Source organism: Mesorhizobium sp. M1066 (genome assembly GCF_040318635.1).
GTDB lineage: Bacteria > Pseudomonadota > Alphaproteobacteria > Rhizobiales > Rhizobiaceae > Mesorhizobium.
On the sequence record NZ_JAMYMR010000006.1, the window covers coordinates 93371 to 117911 of the forward strand.

26 protein-coding genes are annotated in these 24541 nt (G+C 63.1%); 13 read left to right on the forward strand and 13 right to left on the reverse strand.

The features are described from left to right. Window positions 1–2: 2 nt before the first annotated feature. Window positions 3–929, reverse strand: coding sequence for a DMT family transporter (locus NKH52_RS11470; RefSeq protein ID WP_023809759.1), 927 nt, complete (start codon window positions 927–929; stop codon window positions 3–5). 109 nt (window positions 930–1038) lie between these two features. Continuing rightward, window positions 1039–2019 (reverse strand): quinone oxidoreductase family protein, encoded by a 981-nt coding sequence (locus NKH52_RS11475; RefSeq protein WP_352729947.1) that lies wholly within the window; start codon window positions 2017–2019, stop codon window positions 1039–1041. A gap of 97 nt (window positions 2020–2116) precedes the next feature. Here NKH52_RS11475 and NKH52_RS11480 point away from each other — a divergent pair, with 97 nt between their 5' ends. After that, a complete protein-coding gene (locus NKH52_RS11480; protein WP_352729949.1) occupies window positions 2117–2521 on the forward strand; it encodes a winged helix-turn-helix transcriptional regulator in 405 nt (134 codons plus the stop codon). Between the two features lie 155 nt (window positions 2522–2676). Then, window positions 2677–3399 carry an MBL fold metallo-hydrolase gene (locus NKH52_RS11485; protein ID WP_352730155.1) on the forward strand — a complete coding sequence of 241 codons (723 nt, stop codon included), beginning with the start codon at window positions 2677–2679 and terminating at the stop codon, window positions 3397–3399. Between the two features lie 62 nt (window positions 3400–3461). Here NKH52_RS11485 and NKH52_RS11490 read toward each other — a convergent pair whose 3' ends face one another. Further along, on the reverse strand, window positions 3462–4067 hold the full coding sequence (locus NKH52_RS11490; protein ID WP_352729951.1) for an NADPH-dependent FMN reductase: 606 nt from the start codon (window positions 4065–4067) through the stop codon (window positions 3462–3464). Window positions 4068–4156: 89 nt separating this feature from the next. Between NKH52_RS11490 and NKH52_RS11495 the strand changes: the two genes are divergently transcribed. After that, window positions 4157–4525, forward strand: a complete 369-nt coding sequence (locus NKH52_RS11495) for a winged helix-turn-helix transcriptional regulator (RefSeq protein WP_164780174.1) — start codon at window positions 4157–4159, stop codon at window positions 4523–4525. Between the two features lie 150 nt (window positions 4526–4675). Here NKH52_RS11495 and NKH52_RS11500 read toward each other — a convergent pair whose 3' ends face one another. The 3 genes from NKH52_RS11500 to NKH52_RS11510 form a co-directional block, all read right to left on the reverse strand. Beyond that, on the reverse strand, window positions 4676–4879 hold the full coding sequence (locus tag NKH52_RS11500) for a hypothetical protein (protein WP_352555037.1): 204 nt from the start codon (window positions 4877–4879) through the stop codon (window positions 4676–4678). A gap of 116 nt (window positions 4880–4995) precedes the next feature. Continuing rightward, entirely contained in the window at window positions 4996–5391 is a 396-nt protein-coding gene (locus tag NKH52_RS11505; RefSeq protein ID WP_013530049.1) for an acyl-CoA thioesterase, read from the reverse strand. Window positions 5392–5755: 364 nt separating this feature from the next. Then, on the reverse strand, window positions 5756–6697 hold the full coding sequence (locus tag NKH52_RS11510) for a phosphoribosylaminoimidazolesuccinocarboxamide synthase (protein ID WP_352729953.1): 942 nt from the start codon (window positions 6695–6697) through the stop codon (window positions 5756–5758). Window positions 6698–6954: 257 nt separating this feature from the next. On the opposite strand from NKH52_RS11510, the gene NKH52_RS11515 reads away from it, so the two are divergent. The 3 genes from NKH52_RS11515 to NKH52_RS11525 are packed head-to-tail and all read left to right on the forward strand — an operon-like array spanning window position 6955 to window position 10693. Further along, window positions 6955–8571, forward strand: a complete 1617-nt coding sequence (locus tag NKH52_RS11515; RefSeq protein ID WP_352730157.1) for a GMC family oxidoreductase — start codon at window positions 6955–6957, stop codon at window positions 8569–8571. Further along, window positions 8568–9779, forward strand: coding sequence for a mandelate racemase/muconate lactonizing enzyme family protein (locus tag NKH52_RS11520; RefSeq protein WP_352729955.1), 1212 nt, complete (start codon window positions 8568–8570; stop codon window positions 9777–9779). The genes NKH52_RS11515 and NKH52_RS11520 overlap by 4 nt, the downstream gene beginning before the upstream one ends. Next, window positions 9776–10693: an NAD(P)-dependent oxidoreductase gene (locus NKH52_RS11525; RefSeq protein ID WP_352729957.1), complete on the forward strand. Its 918-nt coding sequence runs from the start codon at window positions 9776–9778 to the stop codon at window positions 10691–10693. Before NKH52_RS11520 ends, NKH52_RS11525 begins: the two co-directional genes overlap by 4 nt. A gap of 79 nt (window positions 10694–10772) precedes the next feature. Here NKH52_RS11525 and NKH52_RS11530 read toward each other — a convergent pair whose 3' ends face one another. Further along, the gene (locus NKH52_RS11530; RefSeq protein WP_352729959.1) at window positions 10773–11711 is read right to left on the reverse strand and encodes a diacylglycerol/lipid kinase family protein; all 939 of its coding nucleotides are present in this window, start codon (window positions 11709–11711) and stop codon (window positions 10773–10775) included. Between the two features lie 722 nt (window positions 11712–12433). Between NKH52_RS11530 and NKH52_RS11535 the strand changes: the two genes are divergently transcribed. The 3 genes from NKH52_RS11535 (at window position 12434) to NKH52_RS11545 (ending at window position 14677) form a co-directional block, all read left to right on the forward strand. After that, complete coding sequence (locus NKH52_RS11535) at window positions 12434–12868, forward strand: hypothetical protein (RefSeq protein WP_127294990.1); 435 nt, start codon at window positions 12434–12436, stop codon at window positions 12866–12868. 6 nt (window positions 12869–12874) lie between these two features. Beyond that, entirely contained in the window at window positions 12875–14005 is a 1131-nt protein-coding gene (locus tag NKH52_RS11540; RefSeq protein WP_352729961.1) for a hypothetical protein, read from the forward strand. 150 nt (window positions 14006–14155) lie between these two features. Further along, a complete protein-coding gene (locus NKH52_RS11545; protein ID WP_352729963.1) occupies window positions 14156–14677 on the forward strand; it encodes a hypothetical protein in 522 nt (173 codons plus the stop codon). Between the two features lie 27 nt (window positions 14678–14704). On the opposite strand, the gene NKH52_RS11550 is transcribed toward NKH52_RS11545, so the two are convergent. The 4 genes from NKH52_RS11550 to NKH52_RS11565 form a co-directional block, all read right to left on the reverse strand. Continuing rightward, on the reverse strand, window positions 14705–15235 hold the full coding sequence (locus tag NKH52_RS11550; RefSeq protein WP_352729964.1) for a dihydrofolate reductase family protein: 531 nt from the start codon (window positions 15233–15235) through the stop codon (window positions 14705–14707). Window positions 15236–15332: 97 nt separating this feature from the next. Next, entirely contained in the window at window positions 15333–15965 is a 633-nt protein-coding gene (locus NKH52_RS11555; protein ID WP_352729966.1) for a hypothetical protein, read from the reverse strand. Window positions 15966–15982: 17 nt separating this feature from the next. Then, complete coding sequence (locus tag NKH52_RS11560) at window positions 15983–17605, reverse strand: FAD-binding oxidoreductase (RefSeq protein WP_352729967.1); 1623 nt, start codon at window positions 17603–17605, stop codon at window positions 15983–15985. A gap of 189 nt (window positions 17606–17794) precedes the next feature. Continuing rightward, window positions 17795–18037, reverse strand: coding sequence for a DUF1344 domain-containing protein (locus NKH52_RS11565; protein ID WP_013530037.1), 243 nt, complete (start codon window positions 18035–18037; stop codon window positions 17795–17797). Between the two features lie 12 nt (window positions 18038–18049). Between NKH52_RS11565 and NKH52_RS11570 the strand changes: the two genes are divergently transcribed. Beyond that, a complete protein-coding gene (locus NKH52_RS11570; protein ID WP_352729969.1) occupies window positions 18050–18463 on the forward strand; it encodes a hypothetical protein in 414 nt (137 codons plus the stop codon). Between the two features lie 13 nt (window positions 18464–18476). Next, a complete protein-coding gene (locus NKH52_RS11575) occupies window positions 18477–18971 on the forward strand; it encodes a YegJ family protein (protein ID WP_352729971.1) in 495 nt (164 codons plus the stop codon). 13 nt (window positions 18972–18984) lie between these two features. Here the strand turns inward: NKH52_RS11575 and NKH52_RS11580 are convergent, their stop codons facing one another. Beyond that, window positions 18985–19935: a hypothetical protein gene (locus tag NKH52_RS11580; protein ID WP_352729973.1), complete on the reverse strand. Its 951-nt coding sequence runs from the start codon at window positions 19933–19935 to the stop codon at window positions 18985–18987. An 83-nt stretch (window positions 19936–20018) separates the two neighbouring features. After that, a complete protein-coding gene (locus tag NKH52_RS11585; protein WP_352729975.1) occupies window positions 20019–21074 on the reverse strand; it encodes a CapA family protein in 1056 nt (351 codons plus the stop codon). 102 nt (window positions 21075–21176) lie between these two features. Here NKH52_RS11585 and NKH52_RS11590 point away from each other — a divergent pair, with 102 nt between their 5' ends. Next, window positions 21177–22442, forward strand: coding sequence for a hypothetical protein (locus NKH52_RS11590; RefSeq protein ID WP_352729977.1), 1266 nt, complete (start codon window positions 21177–21179; stop codon window positions 22440–22442). A gap of 435 nt (window positions 22443–22877) precedes the next feature. Next, on the forward strand, window positions 22878–24500 hold the full coding sequence (locus tag NKH52_RS11595; RefSeq protein ID WP_352729979.1) for a DUF2778 domain-containing protein: 1623 nt from the start codon (window positions 22878–22880) through the stop codon (window positions 24498–24500). Window positions 24501–24541: the final 41 nt, after the last annotated feature.

Below are 24541 nucleotides of genomic sequence, written 5' to 3' on the forward strand. Positions count from 1 at the left end.
GCTCAAACCGCCACTTCGATGGGCTCGGCAAGCCTGGGATTGGCCCGCGCGGCGATCAGGCAGCCGGCGACGATCAGGCACGCTCCGGTCAAGGTGGTCCAGGTCGCCTCCTCGCCGAAGAAGAACCAGCCGAGCGCGACCGCCCAGATAAAGGCCGAGTATTCCGTCGGGATCAGATATTGCGCTTCGGCGCGGGCGTAGGACCAGCTCATCAGGAACTGCCCGGCAAGCGACAGCACCGTCACCCCGGCCAAAGGAAGCCAAAGATTGCTCGGTAGGGCGACGGCAAGCCAGGGTGCTGCGAGGCCGAGGAGGATGGCAACGCAAAGGTTCTGGAACAGCATGATCTCGATGGGCTTGGCCAACTGCGCCTGTTGCCGGGCGAGGATCAGATTGTAGCCGTAGAACACCGTCGACACGAGCACCGCTGCCGTGCCGAGCATGGCATCTTGCGAATAGTCTGCCTTCCCGAACTGGCCGGCCATGATGATGGCGACACCGGCAATGCCGGCCAAAGATGCCCAGACAGCCTGGCGCCGGATCCGTTCGCCCAGCAGCAGCGCGGCGAGAAACAGGGCAAACAAGGGCGCCACGAAACTGAGCCCGATCGCCTCCGCGAGCGGCAGCCTGGCCAAGCCCCAGAAGAAGGATATCAGGACGATGCCGACAATCGCGGCACGCAGCGCATGCAGCCTCAGCACCGGAACGGTTGGCGTTAGGCGCGGTCCCGCCAACCAGGCCGCGCCCGCGACCACGGTCGCGACCATGCTGCGCCACAGCAAGGTGTTGTAGACGCCGACCGCGATGACCAGGATCTTCATCGCCGCATCCATCCCGGACAGCAGGAAGATCGCAAGCGCGCAAACGAGCACCGGGATCATCGGGGAAACGGCGCCGGTCAGGCTGGATGTCTTCACGGCTTCACTCATGTGACGGATTGCAGCCGGATATATCAGGCCACAGGGCGCGACCAGATGGCAGTCCCGTCGATGTAGCAGTCCAACCCCGATTGGCGTCGTGTTCGCGGCTATCGCCATATCAGGGTATCAGTACCACCTTCCCGGTCGACCGGCGCTCATCCAGCAACCGGTGCGCTTCCCCGGCCTGGTCGAGCCGGAATCTGCCGCCGATCGTGACCTGCAGTTGGCCGCCTGCCGCCATTTGGAACAGTTCGGACAGGCTGGCTTTCAGCACATCGGCAGACAGCAGCGGCAGCAGCGCGAAACCCCTGAGTGACTGGTTGCGGCCGATCAACTGCTCCAGATCGGAGGCAGCGAGGCCAAAGCGCCCGAGCGCAGCAAACACCAGTTCGCCGCCAGGCGCCAAGGCCTCAAGCAAGGCAGCGGTCAGCGCACCGCCGACTGTGTCGTAGATGATGTTGGCGCCCTCCCCGCCGGTGAGGTCGCGGACGCGAGCGGGCCAGTCCGGCATGGTATAGTCGACTGCGGCATCGGCGCCGAGCGACAAGGCGAAATCCAGCTTTGCCTTGCCGCCGGCGGCTGCGATCACCTGGCGTGCGCCCTTCAGCCTGGCCAGTTGGACAAGCAGCGTTCCCACACCGCCCGATGCGGCCGGCACCAGCACCGCCTTGTCATCGGGCGGGCTTTGCCGAAGCAGATGAAGGGCCGTCAGCCCCTGCACCATCAGCGCCGTGGCAGCCTCGAACGGCAGCGCATCCGGCAGCGGCACGACGAGATCGGCTGACATCGTCACCTGCTCCGCATAGCCCCTGTGGGGACGCTGCGACATGAACAAAGGCGCGGCCACGCGGCGACCCAGCAATTGTGCATCCACACCTTGCCCGACGGCCTCGACGACACCCGCCGCCTCGGCGCCCGGGATCATCGGCAGTTGCGGCGTTGCCGCGTAGCGGTTCGCGCGCATCAGCACTTCGAAGAAGTTGATCCCGGCGGCATGGACACGGATCAGCACCTCGCCGGCCTGCGGCACCGGCGCCGGCAGATCGACCACCTCCAGCACCTCGGGACCGCCGAAGCGGCTGAGTTGAATGGCTTTCATGGCAAACTCCGATAGCACTGGCATCAGCAGCGGTTTGCCACTATCTGCGGAGCCTCGACTACACACTCATTTGTCCCCTGCTGACCAGGAGGTGACCATGCCAGATCCCAAGAGAATGCCGATCAAAAGACTGCCGATGCTGCCGGCGGAACGGGCGCTGAAAGTGATCGCCGGTCGCTGGAAGGCGGTTATCCTCTACCATCTCTTCGATGGTCCCCGGCGCCTGTCGGCGCTCAAGACGCTGATGCCGGGCATCACCCAGAAAGTGCTGATCCAGCAGCTGCGCGAAATGGAAGAGCACGGCCTGGTCAGCCGTGAAATCTTCGCCGAAGTGCCATCGCGCGTCGAATATTCGGCGACGCGCCTCGGCCTCAGCCTCGAGCCGATCCTGCTGGCGCTCTGCCAATGGGGCCAGCACCACGCCGACGAGTTGAACGAGACGAACCGCCTCGCAGACTGCATCATACGGCCGAGGCAGGCGACGCCTGCACAAATGGCATAGATCGAATTGACGGGGCGACGCGGGTTGCCCGTCGCAGGTTGTCGATTGTCCCCAGAAAGGATCGAAAAATGCGCCGCATAGCTTCAGGCGACCTTTATCAGATCTACGATCTTGGTGACTTGCGCATCACCTCCCTGCGCGATGGCTATGTCGACATGCCGATCGGACGGCTTCGGCAACGCGGCGACAAGCCATTTGGCGATGAATTGCCGCAACAAGTCGCGTTGGTTGGTGGTCAACTCAGGCTTTCCGTCAATGCCTTCGCGATTGACGATGGAAACGGGATCATCCTGATCGATACCGGCGCCTCGAACGCCTGGCATCCCTCCATGGGCCGACTTCCCGAGGCGCTGGACGAAGCTGGCATCGATGCAGGACGAGTCCGTACCGTCTGCTTCACCCACACGCATCTCGACCACATCCATGGTCTTGTGCTTGCCGACGGCCGCGACGCTTTCCCGCGCTTGGCGCGCTTGCTCGTTCCCGGGGAAGAACTCGGCTTTTTTCGCGCCGAAGCGCGGCTCGAACGATTTCACGGCATGGCGGAACCCTTCGAAGCCGGAGACCGTATCGGGACACATGTCGACATTGTCGGCGCTCATGGCCATGAAGCGGGACACAGCTGCTTTCGTGTTTCTGCCGGCGGCGAACGCATTTTGATTTGGGGCGACACCGTTCACGTCCCATCGCTTCAGTTCGATCGACCTGAGCTGACATGGGAATTCGACGCCGATCAGGACCAGGCGCGCGAAAGCCGGTTGCGGTTGCTGGCGCTTGCAGCCGACGATCATTGTTTCGTCGCCGGCGCGCATCTGGATTCGCCCGGTGTCGGCCGCGTCGTCCGATCCGGCGCCAGCTTTCAATTCGAGCCGCTATAATTGAAAAAGGGCGGCGCAAGACGCCGCCCCCGGATCCTTGGGAGGATAATTCGAATTGGCGGTCAGGCCGCCTTGACTTCCTCGGCAATGGCGTCGGCCTGACGCGCCGCCTTGAGCACCTTGGCCCACCACGCAACATCGTTGACCAGCGCGGTGGCGGCCTGGTTCAGATGCTCGAGGTCTTCCAGCTTCTTCTCGCCCTGGCGGACGGCGAGGAAATCGCCCCAGGCGATATGGACGGCCGACTTGACCGGCGCCATCTGCAATTCGACGGCATACAGTCTAAGCTGTTCGACGGCACGCGAGCCGCCGACGCTGCCATAACCGACGAAGCCGGCCGGCTTCTTGTTCCATTCATTGGCGGCGTAGTCGATGGCGTTCTTCAGCACGGCCGTCGGGCCATGATTGTATTCGGCGGCGGTGAAGATGAAACCGTCGAATTCGGCGACCTTCTTCTGCCAGCGCTGCGCCACTTCGTTCTGCGACGGCGCCCAGGCGGAGGATGCGACCTCGTCGAAGAACGGCAGCGGGAAGTCGCGCAGGTCGACGATCTCGACGTCGATGTCGGCGTGCGACTTGGCGATCTTGGCGATCCACTGGGTTGGCACATCGGCGAAACGAGCGGCGCGCGTCGATCCGACGACGATGGCAATTTTGGGTTTGGACATAAGGGCTCTCCTTGCACGAAGTACTGGTATCATTTGGATACCTGCGCTATATGAGATACTGCAAACGCGATGCACAAGAAGGCACTTTTTTGTTACCGAGGCACCCACACCGCACCGAGGACTGCCGCGCCATCTCGGAAATCCTGCAGCGCGTCGGCGACAAATGGACTGTTCTGGTCGTCGGCAAGCTGGGCGACGGACCGATGCGTTTCAATGAATTGCGCGCCGCCGTCGGCGGCATCTCGCAGAAGATGCTGACCACCACCTTGCGCGGCCTGGAGCGTGACGGCTTCGTCACCCGCACCGTGTTTCCAACCATTCCGCCGCGCGTCGATTATGAGCTGACCGAGCTCGGCCACGAGCTGCTGATCCCCGTCAGCGCACTGAGCGAATGGGCGCGCGCGAACACCATGCGCGTCAAGGCGGCGCGCGAAAAATTCGACGGCACGCACGCCTGAAACCCTTGCACGGCAATGGATTCAGCCCCGCACGCAACATCCGGCTTGCCTGATCGGAAATTCTATCTCGGCTGCGCGGATGGTTGCCCGAATGCACGCGCCGTTTTGGCTGGCGGATTGCCGCTCATGCCGTCCGCTGACGGCTGCCGCTCAGGCTCCTGACATGCGGACATCGCATCGCGCCGCGGCACAGGTATCACACCGTGCGCCCCGCTCGCCGGGAGCCTTGTCCTCATGCGTGCAGGCAATGCGCGAGATATCTTCCTTCACCTCCGCGTAGGCGGTCACGCCGAGCAGGCAGGTCGTCGCGACCAGGGCTGCCACGAGCCAACCGTTCAGCAGATGTTGACGCATTGTCTCTCCTCCGATTGCAGCAGGATCGGGCATGGAGGCAACCGTTGGATGTCGCGAAACGGGTCTCCCGGAGGGGCACTGTTACAAATGACCAAGCGTGGGAGAAACGGCTTGCGTCAGCCTTCGGCAGGAACCGCTTTCGGCTTGCCCTCGCCATCCAGCGCCACCATGACGAAATCGGCATGGGTGACCTTTTCCATCAGGTCGGAGAGGTAGCGCTGCGCCCAGGCCTCGACCTTGAGCGTCATCGAGGTGCGGCCGACGCGTTCGACATGGGTGTAGATGCACAGCGTGTCGCCGATCTTCATCGGCTTGGCGAAGGACATCTCTTTCACCGCAGCCGTCACCACGCGGCCCTTGGCGCGCTCGGCGGCACGGATGCCGCAGGCGAGGTCCATCTGCGCCATCACCCAGCCGCCGAAAATGTCGCCGGCCGCATTGGCATCCGAAGGCATGGCCAGGGTGCGCAGCGTCAGATCGCCAAGCGGCCGTCCTTCAGCGTAGTGCACCATGGGAGAATTCCTTCGAGACCGGCCGCCCTCGATCCCGTATCGTCACGGCGCCCGAAGGTCAACGCGCCACGACATGGCCACAGGCTCCGAACTGACAAAAGACCTGCGACTGCCGGGTCGCGGTGTCGGCAGCTTTTTTGCCGGCAGCTTTTCACGATAGGAATTTTTTCTTGACTCAGTGACCGCAGCTATGGTACATTTTTGCCTATGGTGCTGATTTGCGCCAGTGACCCGCCGCACAGGCGGGTTTTTCGTTTGATGCACCGTCAGCCAACACCCGGCAAGGCTCCGTTAACCCGAGTTGGTGGGCTCTGGCATGGCGATGGGTGGAAGACGGCAGTTCGCATCACCCGGCGAAGGTCGATCAGAAATAGCGCCTGAGGTTCGTGCGAATACGATCGAGCACGCTGTCCCCGGAAAGGTCTGGAGAAAATTCCTTGCCGGTGATCGCCTCATAGGCCTGCGCATAGACCCGCGAAGCCTGTTCGACGATCTCGTCGGGTATCTCAGGGATAGGGTCGCTGTAAGGATCGCACCGCGCCGAGACCCACGAGCGGATGAAATCCTTGTCGAAGCTCTCCGGCCGGCTGCCGCTGGCGAGCGCCTGTCCGTAGCTCGATGCGATCCAGTACCGGCTGCTGTCCGGGGTGTGGATTTCATCGGCAAGAATGATGGTCCCGTCCTTGTCGGTGCCGAATTCGTACTTCGTGTCGGCCAGGATCAGGCCGCGTTCCGCGGCGCGCTGCTGGCCGCGGGCGAACAGCCGCAAGGCGTAGTCCGATACGATATCCCACTGCGCCTGCGTGAGAAGACCCTGCTCGAGGATCTCCGCTTTGGACAGCGGTTCGTCATGGCCGCCATGCGCGGCCTTGCTGGTCGGCGTGATGATCGGCTCCGCCAGCTTTTCATTGTCGCGCAGGCCGTCCGGCAGGTGGATGCCATACATGTCGCGGTCACCGCGCTTGTAGCGCGTCAGGATCGAGGTGCTGGTGGTGCCCGCCAGATAGCCGCGCACGACGATCTCGACCGGCAGGATGTCGAGCCTCGTGCCGACGACGACGTTCGGGTCGGGGTATTCGAGAACATGGTTCGGGCAGATGTCGGCGGTTTCCTCGAACCAGTAGCGCGCCGTCTGCGTCAGGATCTCTCCTTTGTACGGGATCGAAGTCAGGATGGTGTCGAAGGCACTGAGGCGGTCGGTGGCGATGATGATGCGCCGGGCATCCGCAAGGTCGTAGTTCTCGCGGACCTTGCCGCTGTAGTGGCCCGGCAGTTCGGGGATGAACGCGTCAGGGAGGGTTCGCATATGATTTCCTGCCTTCCGCAGAGTGGCCAGAGCATGATTCCGAAAAGTTGCAGACTTTCGGAGAAAATCATGCGCCAAAATAATGCCATCGCATAGGCTGTCGAGAAGGTAGATATCAAGCGCGATTGTCGGGTATCCCCGCAAACCCGGCCAGTTCGACGGTCGCTTTTTTCACAACTGATGCCGGATGGCGCGGCGACTTCGGAATGCCGTCGCGTCTAGGCTGCAGCCAATTTTCCGGAGCCGCCCGCATCATCATGCAGACCTATGATTTCATCATCGTCGGCTCCGGCTCGGCCGGCTCGGTCCTGGCCGAAAAACTCTCGGCCTCGGGACGCTTCTCGGTGCTGGTGCTGGAGGCCGGCGGCAGCGACCGCCGCTTCTACGTGCAGATGCCGCTCGGCTACGGCAAGACCTTCTTCGATCCTGCCGTCAACTGGAACTACAAGGCCGAGCCGGATCCGGGCCTCGCCGGCAATACCGACCACTGGCCGCGCGGCATGCTGCTCGGCGGTTCAAGCTCGATCAACGCCATGGTCTGGATCAGGGGCGCCCGCGAGGATTTCGATGCCTGGGCCGCCGCCGGCAATCCCGGCTGGGGCTATGACGATCTGCTTCCCGCGTTCAAGGCGCTCGAGGACAACCAGGCCGGTGCCGACCGATGGCGCGGCACGGGCGGCCCGCTGCATGTCACCGACTGTTCGGACGCAGTCCATCCGCTGACCAAACGCTATCTCGCCGCCGGCCAGCAGGCTGGCCTGCCGCTCAACCCGGATTTCAACGGCGCCGCCCAGGAAGGCGTCGGCATCTACCAGATCTCGACCCGCAACGGCCGCCGCATGTCGGCGGCGCGCGCTTTCCTGCGCCCGGCGATGAAGCGCGGGAATGTCCGCGTCGAGATGAAGGCGCTGGCGACAAAAATCCTGTTCGAGGGCAAGCGTGCCGTCGGCGTCGAATACCAGCAGAACGGCGGGATGAAGACGGCGCGTGCCGGCCGCGAAATCATCCTGTCGGGCGGTTCGATCAACTCGCCGCAATTGCTGCAACTGTCCGGCGTCGGCCCTTCCGCGCTACTGAAGGGCCTGGGCATTCCCGTCGTCCATGCCAACGAAAATGTCGGCGCGCATCTGCAGGACCATGTCGGCATCAACTACACCTTCAAGGGCCGGCTGCCGACGCTCAACCAGACGCTGCGTCCCTGGTGGGGCAAGCTGCTGGTCGGCATGCAGTACATCCTCACCCGCTCCGGCCCACTGTCGCTGTCGATGAACAATGCCGGTGGCTTCTTTCGCACCGACCCGGCGGCGACGCGGCCAAACATGCAGCTCTATTTCCAGGCGTTCTCGACCGTCATTCCCAAAAGCGGCGAGCGCCCGATCCTGACGCCGGACCCATGGCCGGGCTTTTCCATCGGCCTGTCCAACTGCCGCCCGTCGAGCCGTGGAGAGATCATGATCCGCTCGGCCAACCCACGCGACTACCCCAAGATAACGGCCAATGCCTACTCCACCAATGCCGATGTCGAGGAGATGCTGGCGGCGGTGAAATTCGTGCGCAAGATCGCCTCGATGCCCGCCATGGCCGAGATCATCGAGGAAGAGGTGTTGCCCGGCCCGTCGATCACCTCGGACGCCGATCTGGTCCAGGATTTCAGGAAGCGCTCGGGCACCGTCTATCACCCGGTCTCGACCTGCCGCATGGGGCCGGATCCCGCGCGCGCCGTCGTCGACCCCCGCCTCAAGGTGCATGGTCTGGAAGGTTTGCGCGTCATCGATGCCTCGATCTTTCCCGACAACATCACCGGCAACACCAACGCCGCCTCGATCATGACCGGTTGGAAAGGCGCCGAACTGGTTCTGGAGGACCAAGAATGAAGATCACCGACGTCAAGACCTGGGTTGTCGGCAATCCGCCGCCCGGCATCGGCGGCAAGTATTTCATCTTCGTCAAGCTGACCACCGATGGTGGCGTGGTCGGCTATGGCGAGGCCTACAACGCCACCTTCTCGGCCCATGTTACCGCCCGGATGGTCGAGGACATGGCCGAGCGCTATCTCGTCGGCCGCGATCCGCACGACATCGAGAACTTCTTCCGCCGCGCCTATTCCTCCGGCTTCACCCAGCGCCCCGATGTGTCCGGCATGGGCTGCTTCTCGGCGCTGGAAATAGCCTGCTGGGACATTATCGGCAAGGAAGCCGACAAGCCGGTCTACAAACTGCTCGGCGGACAGGTGCACGAGACGCTGCGCTCCTACACCTATCTCTATCCGCACAGCGGCAGCGTCCACTCCGAGGACGCGCACGGCAAGAACGTCTACAACGATCCAGATCTCGCCGCTGCCTGTGCGCTCGAATATGTCGAGCAGGGTTTCAATGCCGTCAAGCTCGACCCGGCCGGCCCCTACACCGCCTTCGACGGCCATCAGCCGCGCCTCGTCGATATCGACCTGTCCACCCGCATGATCAAGGCGATCCGCGAGGCGGTCGGCACCCGCGCCGACATCCTGTTCGGCACGCACGGCCAGTTCACGGCGTCCGGCGCGCTGCGCATGGCGCGCGCCATCGAGCCCTACGATCCCTTGTGGTTCGAGGAGCCGGTGCCGCCGGACATGCCTGAGGTCATGGCCCAAGTGGCCCGCGCGACCTCGATCCCGATCGCCACCGGCGAGCGGCTGACGACCAAGTTCGAATTCGCCCGTGTCATCGAAAACCGCGCCGCGACCATCCTTCAGCCGGACCTCGGCCGCTCCGGCGGCATTCTCGAAACCAAGAAGATCGCCGCCATGGCCGAGGCCTACCACATCCAGATCGCGCCGCATTGCTATTGCGGACCGATCGTCGGTGCCGCCAACATCCAGCTGGCGGTAACGCTGCCCAACTTCCTCATCCTCGAATCGCTGAAGCAGTGGGACGGTTTCCACGCCACGCTGCTGAAGAAGAAGATCGAGTGGCAGGACGGCAAAATCATCCCGTCGAAGGAGCCCGGCCTCGGCGTCGAGCTCAACGAAGCGGTCTGCGACGCACATCCCTATACGGGCAAGGAATTGCATCTGCAGATGATGCAGACGCCGTTGATGCCGTGAGCGAAAGCTACGCCTTCATCGGTCTTGGCCATCTCGGCGGCAACCTTGCCGTCAGCCTGATCCGCAACGGCTTTGCCGTCACCGTCTTCGACCGTGATCCCGCCGCCGTCGAGCGCCTGGTGGCGCTCGGCGCCACCGCTGCAGACAGCGCGGCCGAGGCCGCCGCCCGGGCAGGCAATGCCATCACGTGCCTGCCCTCGCCCAAGGTCAGCGAAGCGGTGCTGGCCGGACCCGACGGATTGCTTGAGGGGCTGCCCCAAGGCGGCACCTGGATCGAGATGTCGACTAACGGCCGCGACGAGATTCTTCGCCTTGCGGCACTCGCCTCGGCCAAGGGCGTCGAGACCTTGGAATGCCCGGTAACCGGGGGCGTGCACCTGGCGGCGGCCGGAAAGATCACCGCGCTGGTCGGTGGCGACGCCGCACTCTATGAGCGTCATCGACCGGCGATTGAAGCCATGTGCGCGAAATCGTTCCTGATGGGTCCGGTCGGCTCGGCGGCGGTGATCAAGGTGATCACCAACATGCTCGCCTTCGTTCACCTCGTCGCCGCCGGCGAGGCGCTGATGCTGGCCAAGCGAGGCGGGCTGGACCTCGCCCAAGCTTATCACGCCGTCGTCGCCTCCTCCGGCAACAGCTTCGTCCACGAGACCGAAAGCCAGCTCATTCTCAACGGCTCCTACGATATCGGCTTCACCATGGACCTGGCGCTGAAGGACCTCGGCTTCGCGCTCGCCATGGGCGAACAGTCAGGCGTGCCGCTTGAGCTGGCATCGCGCGTCAACGCGATTTTTCAGCAAGGCAAGGCCGCCTATGGCGGCGGCGCCTGGTCGACCCAGATCGTCAAACTGTTGGAAGATGCCGTCGGCACCGACCTGCGCGCACCTGGTTTCCCGGCCAAGCTCGAACTCTGACGCCGGCTGGATATTAAGCGATTTCAGCGAGTTGGCTGGATCGGCGGATTCATCTGAATCAATCCGTCAACTGCTTTATTCAGTATCTGAGCGTCAACGCACCCGGCAGGATCTCGAAGGTCGCCGGTATGCGCCCCGGCGACTCGCCGTCTATGTCAACCAGCGCACCGTTCTTTTCGACATCACCGAGCGGTTCGACCACCACTTTCCTGCCGCGCAGGATGGTGATCGCCGGATGGTTGCGGTGCCGGCCGCCATAGAGCAGCCGGATATCCCAGATCAGCTTCAGCTTGCCGGCCGCGCGCAGGATGACGATGTCGAACTGCCCGTCGGTCAGTTCCGCATCCGGCGCGATCATCATACCGCCGCCGAAGAACTTTCCATTGGCGACCGCCACCAGCGCCATGCGCGCTTCGACGGGAACGCCGTCGTCGACCGTGATGCTGACCTCCTGGAAGCGGTAGCGGATCAACTCGACCACGGTGCGCCACAGGAACAGCGCCTTGGCCGACATCCTGCCCTTGCGCTTGTCGGCATTGACGGCGCGGTCAGTGGCGCCGGAAAGCCCCAGGCTGGCGATGTTGATGAAATGCCGGCTGGCCAGCGCGCCGTGATCGTCGATGTAGCAGATGCGCCCGGCATCGACCTTGCGACCCTTGGCTTCGGCCAACCGCTTCAGCACGGCATCCACCTCTTTCGGCAGGCCGAGCCCGCGCGCGAAATCGATGCCGGTGCCGCACGGCAAGAGGCCGAGCTCGGTGGTCCGGCCGCTTTCCTGGAACGCCTGCAGCAGTCCATCGGCCACTTCGCTGGCAGTGCCGTCGCCGCCGGCCGCGATCACCAGGTCGAAGCCAATCATCGCGAGATCGATTGCCAGCCTTTCGGCGTCACCTTCCGCCTGCGTTTCGCGCAGCTCGAATTCGCCAAAATGCTTTTTCAGCGACACGGCGACATCAGGCCAATGCCGTTTCAGCCGGCCCCCACCGGCAATCGGGTTGAGAACCACTCCGACTTTCAAGCAACCCTCCCGCAAAGATCGAGGCGCTCGGCGCCTCGAATCCTTGGCCGGCATTGAAGACCGCACCCGCCCGCAGAGCAAGGCCGAATGTCCGCCGATGACGCCCATCGTGGCGGACAGGAAAATTTCGTTACCCCAGCTTGATCCCCGATAATCCCGTTATCCACAGGCCTCCGGCCATTCCCCAGGACCCTTACCCGGCGTAGGTTAAACCCATCTCAGGCGGCTACCGATCATCAAGCCGAAAGGCGAAGTGAAAGGCGGATTTCCTGAGGCCCGTACGGCCCGAAGCGAGAGCAGGCTTGCCTGTTTCGAGGGATGGAGCCGAGACCTACGGGGCCGCGGAAAGCGTGCCAACGCCGACGGCGGACCGATGCTGCCATGAAGGACGGCAAAAACCTTCGATGGTGCGCAGGGCAAAGCCCGCAAGGGTGGAAACCAGCGTGGTCCCGAACGGACGCTGCTCTCGGGCGGCGGACTGGCAGGACCGTCAAAATCAAGGCCGGCAAGGCGCGACGACTTTACGGAAGTTGCTGCCGCGACCGTGTCCTGATCTGACAGGGAGGCGCTGGGAGAAATCCCGGCGCCGACTGTCTTTTTGCCCCTCGATATCCTTCGCCGGCGATCTCGCGGGCGCCGCTTCACCGCGCGCTAAAATCGGTTAGTATCGCTGCGTCGTCAGAGTCTGTTTGCAAAGCGGACTCGTAGAGGGGGGATACTTCATGACGCTGATCCAGAAGCTTGCCGTCGCCTATGCTTTCCTGTTTTTCGGCGTCGTCGCCATTGGCTACATACCCGCGTTCAATGACGCTGGCGGCAATCTGTTCGGTCTGTTTTCGCTGCAATGGTATGACGACCTGCTGCACGCCTTCTCCGGCGTCTGGGCGCTGGCCGCCGCCTTCATCTCGCACCGCCAGGCGGTGTTCTATTTCAAACTGTTCGGTTCGGTCTACCTGTTCGACGGCGTGCTCGGTCTGGTCACCGGTTCCGGCTGCCTCGATGCCGGTATCTTCATCAACGGCTTCCGCTCCCTCAACGATATCGAATTCCCGGCCCGCTTCTTCGCCAACCTGCCGCACCTGGTCATCGGTGGCTTCGCCGTCTATGTCGGCTTCCGGCTGGCCAGGCGCATACACGAACACTTCGCCACGGCCTGATCTGGCATGTTCCTGTTCCGCTGGCTGAAGCGCATCATCAAGACGATCCTGTGGGCGATCGTCCTCGTCATCCTCATCCCGATCGCCGGGCTGAGCTACGGCTTTCTGACGACGTCGTCGCTCGACAAGACGCCGCTGCCCGGAATTGCCGACGGCGCCCCGCCCAAGGCGCTGGCCGACAAGGTCCGCGCCGAGATTCCGGACTACCAGCGGCCGGAGGAATCGACCTTCCTTACCTATCCGGAATGGGCGATCGTCTACGCCGCGCGCGAATATGCCGGCTTCGTCGACAAGGACCAGCCGAGCGGCTTCCCCTACTGGTCCTATGTCGGCCGCTTCTGGCAGGACTACGCCATGGTCATCCGCGCCAGCGCTCCCTACAAGTTCAACTACGCCAACCACCAGATGCTGGCCATCATCGGCACCAGCCACTCGATCGAGCATATCCTGCAGTGGGCCTATGAGAACACGGTCGGCCGCATCACCGAGGCGACGACGGCCAAGCGCACCGCCGCCGACATCTATCAGGCCAAGGTGGCGGCGGACTATGCAGGGTTTCTCGACCAGGTGCCCTGGTATCAGTTCCCCTATGCCGAAAAGCGAGACGGCCTGTTTGCCGTGCAGCCGGCGCCGGGCGACAGCTCGATCCGCACCAGCGAACGCAAGCTGGCGTTCGGTCTCGCCGACACCATCAAGCAGGGCTATGCCGACCTGATCACCAAGGCGCTCGCCGCCACGATGGACCCTGCCTTGCTCGACATCCATGTCTGGGCCAAGGGGCCGGTCGGCGAAGCCACCCGCAACGAGCCCGACACCTTGCTCGAACGCGACATGGGCGCTGACGGCACCATCTTCGTCACCAGGCGCTATCAGGTGTTCACCGAAATGATCCCGCGCCTGATCGACAAGGGCGTCTCCTTCGTCGAGATCGGCGGCAATGACGAGATCATGGTCACGGTGCTCTCCACCGATACGATCGCCGTTCCCGAAGGCATGCGCATCCTGTTCAGCTATCCGCTCCCGGCCGATCAATCCACGCGCCGCACCGGCATGGTCGTCGCCGTGCGCAGGCTACATCTCGTGCTGCCGGCGCTGATCAAGGCCGGCGCCAGGCTTGAACACGTCTACGACTACTGAGGCCTTTCGGCCACGCCCGGCCAGGATTATGCATTTCCTGCGCTCCGCCACGCCCATTCCACAATCGCGGCCAAATCCCGCCTTGTTCGCGCGCGAAGGAATGGGAAGAAATGGATGGGTTGCCGGGGGGCATCTCGAAGGGACAAGACCGTGATCAAGACCGCCCTTGTCGCTATGACCATTGTCGGCTGCGACTGCGACGCCAAGCTTTGCGAATATATCGGCGAGACGCCGGCCAAGTGGTCGACCATCGCCGAGTGCGAAGCGGCGATGAAAAGCCAGATGATGCACGAGCGCAATTTCAACTATCCGCTCGTCTCCGGCATCTGCCGCGCAAAGGGTTCGTCGTCCTCCTCGCAGCTGGCCGCGACCGCGTCGCGCCCGGAATTGAAGCCCGCCAGCCGCGTTGTCAGAACCGAAAGCCCATTGCCGCCGGAACTGAGCCACCGGCCGAGCGTCTCGGTCGGTTCGCCGACGACGGCCATGGAAGCCGACGCCGCCCGGCCCGTCGCCTATGAACAGGTGGTCGATGGCGGAACCGGCGTGCTCTATCGCACCAAAAACGGCTACACAGTGGTCAAGACCGATCTCGGCCGCGCCGCCTCGGCGACCGCCGATGCCGCGAAACGCTCCGTGAACTGGCTGGCCGGCTTGGTGCCGAAGGGGCTGTAGTCCTGCTGGCGTTTGACGACCGCGTGGTCAGGCAGGCACATAGGTCAACCTGATTACGTCATCGCCGATCAAATCGCTGGCCACAAAGCGAAGCGGCGGCCGGGGGCCGGCGAAGAATGGCTTGCCATGACCGAGCACGAACGGGTGGAGGTAGAGTTGATATTCATCGATAAGACCAAGGTCGGTCAGGCTTCGTGCCAGGTTTGGTCCGGAAACTGAAATCTCCCCGACGAGCTCAGCCTTAAGCCCACCTATCACCGCCTCGACGTCGTCCCCGACAAGTGTGGCGTTGGGGCCGACCGACTTCAGCGAGCGCGACACAACCCACTTCGGTTGGCTCCGCCACGCCGCCGCGAATTCGTGCCCCTCCGCGCGCCATTCAGGACTGTCTTCGTCCCAATAACGCATGACCTCGTACATGCCGCGACCGTAAACACTGCCGCTCAAATTGCGCACTTGCTCTATCCAGTGACGAAAGATTGTCGGGCCTGACGGCATTTTCTGGTGGTCGACATAGCCGTCGAGGGACTGGTTCATTCTGAAAATGAGCTTCGCCATGCTGCAGGATCTCCAACATCCGGATCGTCAGAATAAACTGAGCCGCCGTTATGCAAAAGTATGGATTCCCCCCCGAAACCCAAACTGAGAGACGAGCCTAGTCCCGCTGCAGCTTGACTTTCAGGCTCTGCCAGAACTTGTCGATAAGCGGCTTTTCGGTCGCTGCATCCTCGCCGGCAACGCGGGTGATGAACAGCAGCCCCCGATCGGCCAGGCCGAAGCCGACGATCTCGAAATCGGCGGTGTCGGTGCGTGTCTTCACCTCGGCGCGAATCCCGGTCAATTCCTTGCCGTCGGCGAGTTTGCGCGTCGTCGGCTCCTGCGTCACCTTGGCGCCGGCCTGCACCGATTCCTTGGTCATCTCCTGCAGCATCAGCTGGTTGAGCGACACCGGATTCATCTTGCCATATTCCTGCACGACGACGATCGTGCCGAGAGCCGACGCCATCAGATACTGCGTGATATCATCGCCGAGATCGGTCTTGGTCACCGAAATGCTGCTGGGGTGAACGAAGGAGAAAACGCTGCCGGAAAAGGTGGCGAAGTCGTTGCGCTCGAGCGTCACCTTGCTGTGCTTACCGCCGGGTAGCGTCACATCAGTGCTCTCGCCGGGATCGATATCGATCGTTACCCCGTCGATGGTCAGCTTGAAGGCTTTGAGATCCTCGCCCCCGGCCGGTCCAGCGCACAGCGCGATGAGGGTGAATGCCGCCGCCGATACCATGCGCATGGCTGTTCTCCTGCTTCTTATGCCACCCCGCTCAGCGCCTTGATGGCACGGTAGAAGGTCGAGGAAAACAGTTCCGTCGGGTCATACTGCCGCTTCGCCGCCAGGAAGGCCGGCAGTTCGGGATAGGAGGCCAGCAATTCCCTGGCCGTATAATGCAGCTGGTAAGGCAGGAAGAAGCGCCCGCCATGCTTGATCGTCACGTCGATCAGCGTCCGCGTCAGCGCGCGCATCCTGGCGTTGCCGTCGGCATCGGTCGGCTGGTTGATGTAGAGCACCAGCGAATAGGCCGGCTCCGGCGCGTAGGTCAGCGCCACATCCTCCTTGTGGACGATGCGCACCGAAGCATTGAGCACCGGCAGCGTCTGGTTGCGCAGGATCTCGCGCGCTTCCGCGATGAATTCGACATAGGCGGCACGTGGAATAAAATATTCGTGCAGGATGTCGGTCTCTTCTATTTGATCGTTGAAGAGATAGGGCACCGAATCGTGCATCGGGTTGTTGCGGGTGACGAGACAGGCCTCGCCCTCGGCCATGGCCGAAGTACGCGCCACCGTGCAGCTTTCGAATTTCGGCTCCAGCGTCTTTTCGGTGAACCACTTCAACTCCTGGAACAGGCTGCCCCATTTCGCCAGGTTGATGATCACCCGCTTCAACCCGACCGATCCCGGGTCGCCGATCTCAGGCTGATCCGCCGGCGGCTGCTCCGCCACCTTGTCGTAGCGGTAGACGATCATGTCCTCGAGGAAATTGCCGGGGGCCGTCGACAGATGGCCGTAGAACAGGCCGATATCCTTGTTCGGCTCCAGCACCTCGGCGAAGAATTTCGGAAAATCGTCCGATCTGATGATTTCGCGCGAGGTGCGGTAGACGGCGTTGTCGACGATATCGAGCGTCGCCTCCAGCACCACGCCGAACAGGCCGTAGCCGCCGATGACGTGGCGGAACAGATCGGTGTTCTCGGTGGGCGAGCAGGTCGTCACCGAGCCGTCAGCCAGCATCACTCGCATCGAGCGGATCGAGCCCGCCACCGAACCTGCCTGGTGGTCCATACCGTGCGCATTGACCGACAGCGAGCCACCGACCGAGAAGATGTCGGTCGACTGCATCGCTTTCACCGCAAAGCGCGGATGCAGAAGGTTCTGGATGTCGTGCCAGCGCGCGCCCGGCTGCAAGGTCATGGTCTTCGCCGCCACATCCACGGTCACCTTGTTGAACTTTCTGAGGTCGAGTACCAGCGCGTTGTCGTCGAAGGCATGCCCGCCCATCGAATGGCGGATGGCGGCCAGTGAGACTTTCAGGCCATTGGCACGCGCGAAGGCCAGCGCCTTGGCGATGTGCTCGTCCGCGCTGACCTCGACGACGCCGTAGACCGGCGTCATCGACAGGCCGCTGGCATCGTTGATGTCGCCGCCTTTTGCCGACCAGGGCAGCGACGCATCGAAGGCCGGCGCATTGTCCAGCGGCTTCAAAGGCAACGCGAAGCCGTCGATATCGGCTATCCGTCCGGCGTTCTTCGGCCCCGAAGGCGCGCGCGCCAGCCGCGCCACGGTGTTGCCGCCCCACAGCACCGCGCCACCTAGGACAGCCGCACCCAGCAGCAATCGCCGCGACGGGCGAAACCCTTTTTGTTTGTCGGCCATGAATATCCCCCGTTGGCCAAGGGATAGCGCGGCTTTTTGGCAAAAACCATAGCGATGCCGCCGGGACAGCGTTCCGCCTGGCATCGAGGGGTGGAGGGCACGAAAATGGCCGGTCCCCGGAGGACCGGCCAGAATGGAACAGGGTCTGAAATTGCGTCAGCAGGTCTGCCGACGCGCGATGCTCTCGCCTTACGAGGCCTTCTTGATCGACGTCACGATGCCGGTCTTGTCATCGACAGTCACCGCCACCTTGGCGCCGACCTTCAATTTCCCGATCGTCGCTTCCGGTGACAGCTGGTAGATCTTGCCGTCGTCGAGGGTGATCGACTTGGTCGTCGGGTCGACGGCCTGGATCGTGCCCTGAACGGTCGCGGCATAGGCCGTGCCGAGGAAGGCGAGCAGAGCGGCGGTGGTTGCGAGGGTCTTCTTCATGGGTAGCACTCCGTGCTGTTTCACTTTTCCGGGCCGCCTTGGGAAACGACAGCACCGGACGGCCTGAAACTGGAACGGAAGCGCTCGCTCCGCAAATCACGTTGGGTGAATTTTTGCAAACAATATCATAGGCTTAATTCCGACACATTGTCTGCGACCGAGATCATTTCAGGCCGCTTCGGCTCCCCCAATGAGGGGACTTCTGTCCGCGAAAAGAGTCGTTTAGCCGGATTGTGGCGGGCGGTTTCGATCACGGCGCGGCCGCCGCAATCCGTCTCGAGCGGCATCACGAAACAGACTGCCGACCGGTCATCGATACACATTTTGTTTCATGGATCAGCTCAACTCGCCGCTCCGAAGTGGATGAAACTCGCGCTCCGGTTGCAAAATCGGGAACGGATGCAGGATGGTGCGCCGTTACGATGAAAGGGGGCCTTCCATGAAACTTGCAGTCCGGACCGCGATGTCGCTGATGCTAGCGCTTGCGCCGGGGTCCGCCTGTGCGCAAGGCGCGGATCCGGGCGATGACAAGACGATTATGTTTACCGAGGACGATCCCGAGATGGCGGCAGCGACAGCGCAGGCGCTCGCCAGCCTGGATGAATTCCTGGCACTGTCCGAGGCTCCTTCCTCCGACACCGACAGGTTCAAATTGAAGGTCAAGGTGCGCGACGGCAACGTCAGCGAGCACTTCTGGGTCATCCCGTTCCGCCGCACTGAAACAGGCTTTGTCGGCATATTGGCGAACCAGCCGGAGCAAGTGCACAACGTCGTCCTCGGCCAGAACATGGAATTCACCAGGGACGATATTTCCGACTGGGGATACACACGCGGCGGGCGTCAGGTCGGCAGCTTCACCGTCTGCGTCATGTTCAACAAAATGTCGAAAGAGGAGGCGGACACCATGCGCGACCAATACGGCTTTGACTGCTGACAGCGAGGCCCAACTAATCGATCTCGTCCTTCGCGCCGATCTTGCGCACAAGTGCCGCCGTCGCCAGCATCGCGCCCATGTCCGATATCATCGGCGCGACATGCGTGGTGTAATCGAGCGGCACCGAAATATCCGGCAGCTCGAAGAAGTTCTTCGTCTGCGGCAACAGCAGGAACCCATCGCTGCCATTGAGCGCGACGCGGGCCGGATCGTCCGGCCAGGTTTCGCCAAGCCATTTCAGCGCCTGCGCCAGCCGGCCGCTCACCAGTGGCTGTGCCGCCCCGAGATTGTCGGTGCGGAACTCGTACGCGGCGTCGAGCGCCACGTCGCCACTGGACAGCTCCCGCAGCTTGCTGGCGAAGATGCCGCGAAAGAAGCTGATGACCGCGTTGGTCCGGCGCGTCGCCACCAATATGCCGGGGAACGGCGCGATGGTCTCGAAGGCGACGATGACGCCCTGAAAGGCCGTCGACGAGCCCTTGCCCGACCCTTCCCGCAGATGCGCCTCGTAGAGCTCGAACGGAAACCCCTCGTAGCGGCCCGCGACGATGTCGTCGAACGCCTGCCGGTTGAACGGACCGATCGCCGTGCGCGGCAATCGGTCGAAGGAATTCGGCGTCACGCCATGCTGGTAGCGCATGTCGGCGATGAAGCCGAAGATGATCGGCAACAGCGTCTCGCGGAACGATTGCTGCAGCCGCGTCGCCGGTTTCCTGGCTTGGAAATAGAGCAGGATCGAAGCCGCGAAGCCGATGACATACAGGAACACATGCGGCGTCGAGACCCATTGCTCGTTGGGGTCGGCGACCTTGTTGAACAGCCAGGCGACCAGCACCACGGCCACCAGCACCAGTCCGAGGAACACCGGCACCCGCCAGCGCACTTGCCGGACTGCCGACGCCCTCGCCGCTTCATAGGCCGCGATGTCTTTCCGGATGCCGGCGATGACCGTTTCGCTCGGCATGAAATCCGCTGTTTCCACCGCTATCCCCGCAAGCTTGCCTCTGCGGGAGCATGATAGTTGGTTTTGCAGGGGCCGCCAGACGTTTAAGCGCGGACGCCTTGATCGGTTGGTGGAGAGGGGAAGATCGCTTTCAGTCGCTCCGCGACCTTGTCACGCATTCGGCCCTCCAAAGCCTCCACCAACACCAGCCGCTCATGGTCGCCGGCGCGCAGGCGCATGAAGGGATGCATCCGGTAAGATGCGATCGTGCCGCGCGTACCGGCATCGGCACTGACATCGACAGTGAGGATAGAACCGACGCGACCCGGCCATGGCTGGCGGGCAAAGGCGGTGCCGAGGAAATCGCCAAGCCCATAGGCGACCACCGCCTTGTCGATCCTTTCCACCGGCTGCACGACATGGGCGTGATGGCCGGCGATCAGTCCGACGCCCTGCCCGGCCAGCCGCCTGGCCAGCGCCCGCGTCTCGGCACGCGGAAAATGCCGGAACTCCCAGTCCCAATGCGGCACGGCGCAGAGAAGATCCAAGCCAGCGGGCGGCCAGCGCGCCGGATCGCTGTCCATCGAAACGCGCCCCGCAAACAGTTTTTCATCGGCGTTGCGCCACAGCGTGAAGGCGGCGAAGCCGATATCAACCGATTCAACCTGGACCGGCACAACCGGACCGTCGGCGACGAGGCCGATCATGCGGATGCCGAGCCGCCGCAAGGCCGCGATTGTCTCGTCGAAACCGGTGATGCCCTGATCCAGCACATGGTTGTTGGCCAGCGACAGCACGAGTTTTTCACGCGGGATGCCGACCGCCGCCAGCGCCCCATCAAGAAAACGCTCGCTCATCGCGTGATGCGTGCCGAGCGTGGTGCCCAGAGCCGCACTGGGTCTGTCCACAACAGGGCTTTCGCAATTGCCGATCACCAGATCGGCAGCGGCGAACAGCGCCTTGATCGCCGGATCGCAATCCGGCGCGCTGCGGTTGGCCACCGCCGAGATGTCCCCGACAAAGGCAAGCCGCACCGCCCGCTTCGGCGGATCCATCAGCGTTCCCGCCGCCGGCGCGAAGTCTTGCACGTCGCCGGCCAGAGACGGCCTCAGGAAACGCGGCAGCCAGGACAGCTTGTAGGAAAACGGATAATTCGACACGCGATGCCCAATTGTTTGCCCTGTGTAGACCGTCCTCCGGGCGGGTTGAAGCGCGGCGTTGCAAATGGTGTATATTTGCGCTGCGAAAATATTGGGGGAAAGATGACACGACTGGCAGGCCTGCTGACATCCGCTTTCATTTTGCTCCTGCCGCTGTCTTCCGCGTCGGCGGCAATGCCCGAAGCGGCTACCCGACTGTTCGAGGCGAAGAGCGTGGCCGCGCGCGACGCTGCCCTGTCGATGCTGGAGGCCGCCGCGCCAAACGACCCGGCGTCCGCCTATGCGGCCGGGGCGGGCGAGTTCTTCACCGCATTGGAGATCCTGGCCACCGGCCTGCACCGTCATGGTTTCGAAAGCCCGCAATCCTTCATGCTGCCGCTGATGCGGTTGCCGGTGCCCGACAATCCCAATCCCGAGCCGCTGACTTACGAGCAGTTCCGCGCCATCCTGGTCGGCTTCCGCGACCGGCTGGAGAAATCCGCGGCCACGTTTGCGTCGGTGCCGCCCGATGCCGATATCGGCATGGTCATCGATCTCACCCATGCCGGCATCGACCTTAACGAGGACGGCACCATCGCGCCGGACGAGAGCATGGCGGCGATCATCGCCGCGTTGTCCCGTGGCGGCATTACATCGGACGACGCCGTCCCCACGCTCACCTTCCGCTTCGACCGCGCCGACGGATACTGGCTGCAGGGCTATGCCGAGTTCCTGATGGCGCAGGCCGATTTCTGGCTTGCGCATGATTTCAGGAGCACCTTCGACGGCTCGTTCCACATGCTGTTCCCGCGCGCCAAGCTGCCGTTGCAGGATATTCTGGTGCCGCCGGCCGGCGACATGGGCTCGAGCATCTTCTCCTCGGAATGGCGCATCGCCGATTTCATCTCGATGGTGCATCTCATCAACTGGCCGGTGGTCGAAGCGGAGCGCCGGCAAGCGGCGCGCCGCCACCTGCTGGAAATGATCCGGCTGTCGCGCGAGGACTGGAAGGCGATCCGCGCCGAGACCGACAATGACCGCGAATGGCTGCCTGGACCGCAGCAGAAGGGCGAGAACCCGCTCACCGGCCTCGAAGTCGGCGAGGAGCAGGTTCAGGCCTGGCTCGCCGCCCTGACCATGGCCGAAGATCTCCTGGAGGGCCGCAAGTTGCTGCCGCATTTCCGCGTCACCGCCGGCACGGGCCTTGGCATCAACATGAAGCGCTTCTTCGATGACCCGAAAAACTTCGATCTGGTGCTGTCGATTACCGGCCCGGCCATCGCGCCCTACCTCGAAAGCGGCGAGCTCGTCACCAGCAGCGATTTCGACCAGATCCAGCGCCAGTTCGGCGGCGGCGGGTTTCTGACCTTTGCGCTCTGGTTCAACTGAGGGCGGGATGTTTGAGGCCCTTCCGCAGGGGAAATCTTGGCAAGACCGGCAACATTTTTACTGGAACAGGCGCATTTCCCAAGCGATGTCTGCTGGCAGTCACCTCACTGCAGATGCCGCGCGAAGGCGCTTCGCAAAAATTAGCAGCGGCTGTTTTGCTTGACTCGGCCGCCAAAAACAGGCAGCAAAACCAGGTCGGAAGGGCGACAACACCACTTTCCTGGCCGTGGACGAAGCCAAATTTGGCCCAAATCCACATCTCGTCGTTGGTTTTGAGAGGAATTGATTAACCAACTTTGTCCATATTTTGAAGCAATCGGCAACCAACTACAGACGCGGCAAACGCGTCGGGGACCACCTGGGATCACTCACAGAATGGTCGTCGCGGCTCTCAAGGCCACGTACGGGGAAACCGGTTGAAGCGAGATTGGTTGCATGGCGTTGTTGAGTACACATAAAAAAAACCGGGGACAGCGTGAGGGCGGCGAGTTCGTCGATGCTTCGCGTTCCTCTTCCTTCAACGCTGGCCGGGTGGCCCGCTGGGTCGCGCTGCCCTGCGCCAGCACCGCCATCGGCCTTTGGCTGATCGGCACCATGGCCGGCCTCAGTTCCGTCGGCGCCTCGCTGTCGGCGACTTCGGTTGGCCTGCGCCAGACGCTGTCCATGCCGGGATCGCTCGCATTTACCGATCCGCTGAAACAGCACTTCTTGAAAGCACCCTTCGTGCTGGCCAATGCCAATGGCGGCACTCAGGCCCTGCATGATCATTCGGTGCAGTGCGGTGCCAGCTGTTTCAAGCTGGCCAGGGTAAGCTCACGGGCGGAAAAGTCCGAACGCCTTGTAGCGCAGGCAAAGCCGATGCCAGCCGCCGTGAAGTCGAAGGCGCAGGAGCGCTTCGAACGCATGGAAGCGTCGCTTTCGCCGATGAAGCTGGCCGCTGCCTTTGCCGACGCCGGAAAGCCTGCCGCCACTGCCAACACGCGCCCGGTGATCTCCACCGTCGCACCGCGAATTGCCGAGGCGTCGCTGGTGCCGTCCGTCCAGGTCACGGCCAGCCTGTCCGATAACATGCCAGTTCCGGCGGCCGAACGTTTCGCCCGGCTGGATACCGGCTCGGTGGTCGTGCAGACCGCACCGCAGCCGATGGGCTTTGCCCAATCCGATACGCCGGACAATTCGCAGTTGGCGCTTGCCCTCGTGCAGTCGCTGCCGGCCGACGACGAGGCGTTCGCCTCACCGCTGCCGATCGAGGAATCGTCAGCCGATGTCGCGGTTTCACCCGTCGAAACCCAGCAGGATCAACCCGGCGATGCCGCCTCGCTGCCGGACGCGCTGACCGACGACGTGCCGTTGCCGACCCGCCGCCCGCAATTCGACCCGCCGCAGCCCAAAATCGTCCAGCAGCAGCCTAAGCCCGTTCAGCAGCCCAAATCTGTTCAGCAGCCCAAGCCCGCCCAGCAATCGAAGCCGGCACGCGAGACGGTCCAGCAGGCCCAGCCGGCAAAACCGACGCGGCAAGGCCGGCCGGCCGATGGCGGCGATGTGCTGGCCTATGCTAAGCCCGACACGCCTTCGGGCGGCCTTGGCAAGGCGTTCAGAAATCTGTTCAACTCGCCGGGATCCAGAAGCGGAGCCGGAAATGGCGTCGCCGTCTACGATATCAGCGCCGGCACCGTCTACATGCCTGACGGCTCAAGGCTCGAGGCTCATTCTGGCATCGGCGCCATGACGGACCAGCCGCGCTATGCCGACCAGAAGAACCGCGGACCGACACCGCCCAACACCTACAATCTGTCGCTGCGCGAGACGCGCTTCCACGGAGTGGAGGCCTTGCGCCTGACACCGGCCGATGGCCGCAACAAATACAATCGCGACGGCTTTCTGGCCCATACCTACCTGCTTCGAGGCCGCTACGGCCAGTCGAGCGGTTGCGTCGCCTTCAAGGACTATGCGCGCTTCCTCGCCGCCTACAAGAAGGGCAAGATCAAACGCCTTGTCGTGGTGCCGCGCCTGAACGGGTCGGCGACGCAGGTCGCATCAGCCGCCAGGGGCGTGTAGCGACAAGAGGCTTTCGGCCGCACCTTCCCGCCTGCTCCTGA

Bases quoted from the DNA above. Each gene is read 5' to 3' on its own strand.
- NKH52_RS11470 (WP_023809759.1), bottom strand. From the start codon at position 929: ATGAGTGAAGCCGTGAAGACATCCAGCCTGACCGGCGCCGTTTCCCCG.
- NKH52_RS11475 (WP_352729947.1), bottom strand. From the start codon at position 2,019: ATGAAAGCCATTCAACTCAGCCGCTTCGGCGGTCCCGAGGTGCTGGAG.
- NKH52_RS11480 (WP_352729949.1), top strand. From the start codon at position 2,117: ATGCCAGATCCCAAGAGAATGCCGATCAAAAGACTGCCGATGCTGCCG.
- NKH52_RS11485 (WP_352730155.1), top strand. From the start codon at position 2,677: ATGCCGATCGGACGGCTTCGGCAACGCGGCGACAAGCCATTTGGCGAT.
- NKH52_RS11490 (WP_352729951.1), bottom strand. From the start codon at position 4,067: ATGTCCAAACCCAAAATTGCCATCGTCGTCGGATCGACGCGCGCCGCT.
- NKH52_RS11500 (WP_352555037.1), bottom strand. From the start codon at position 4,879: ATGCGTCAACATCTGCTGAACGGTTGGCTCGTGGCAGCCCTGGTCGCG.
- NKH52_RS11505 (WP_013530049.1), bottom strand. From the start codon at position 5,391: ATGGTGCACTACGCTGAAGGACGGCCGCTTGGCGATCTGACGCTGCGC.
- NKH52_RS11510 (WP_352729953.1), bottom strand. From the start codon at position 6,697: ATGCGAACCCTCCCTGACGCGTTCATCCCCGAACTGCCGGGCCACTAC.
- NKH52_RS11515 (WP_352730157.1), top strand. From the start codon at position 6,955: ATGCAGACCTATGATTTCATCATCGTCGGCTCCGGCTCGGCCGGCTCG.
- NKH52_RS11520 (WP_352729955.1), top strand. From the start codon at position 8,568: ATGAAGATCACCGACGTCAAGACCTGGGTTGTCGGCAATCCGCCGCCC.
- NKH52_RS11535 (WP_127294990.1), top strand. From the start codon at position 12,434: ATGACGCTGATCCAGAAGCTTGCCGTCGCCTATGCTTTCCTGTTTTTC.
- NKH52_RS11540 (WP_352729961.1), top strand. From the start codon at position 12,875: ATGTTCCTGTTCCGCTGGCTGAAGCGCATCATCAAGACGATCCTGTGG.
- NKH52_RS11550 (WP_352729964.1), bottom strand. From the start codon at position 15,235: ATGGCGAAGCTCATTTTCAGAATGAACCAGTCCCTCGACGGCTATGTC.
- NKH52_RS11555 (WP_352729966.1), bottom strand. From the start codon at position 15,965: ATGCGCATGGTATCGGCGGCGGCATTCACCCTCATCGCGCTGTGCGCT.
- NKH52_RS11560 (WP_352729967.1), bottom strand. From the start codon at position 17,605: ATGGCCGACAAACAAAAAGGGTTTCGCCCGTCGCGGCGATTGCTGCTG.
- NKH52_RS11565 (WP_013530037.1), bottom strand. From the start codon at position 18,037: ATGAAGAAGACCCTCGCAACCACCGCCGCTCTGCTCGCCTTCCTCGGC.
- NKH52_RS11575 (WP_352729971.1), top strand. From the start codon at position 18,477: ATGAAACTTGCAGTCCGGACCGCGATGTCGCTGATGCTAGCGCTTGCG.
- NKH52_RS11580 (WP_352729973.1), bottom strand. From the start codon at position 19,935: ATGCCGAGCGAAACGGTCATCGCCGGCATCCGGAAAGACATCGCGGCC.
- NKH52_RS11590 (WP_352729977.1), top strand. From the start codon at position 21,177: ATGACACGACTGGCAGGCCTGCTGACATCCGCTTTCATTTTGCTCCTG.
- NKH52_RS11595 (WP_352729979.1), top strand. From the start codon at position 22,878: ATGGCGTTGTTGAGTACACATAAAAAAAACCGGGGACAGCGTGAGGGC.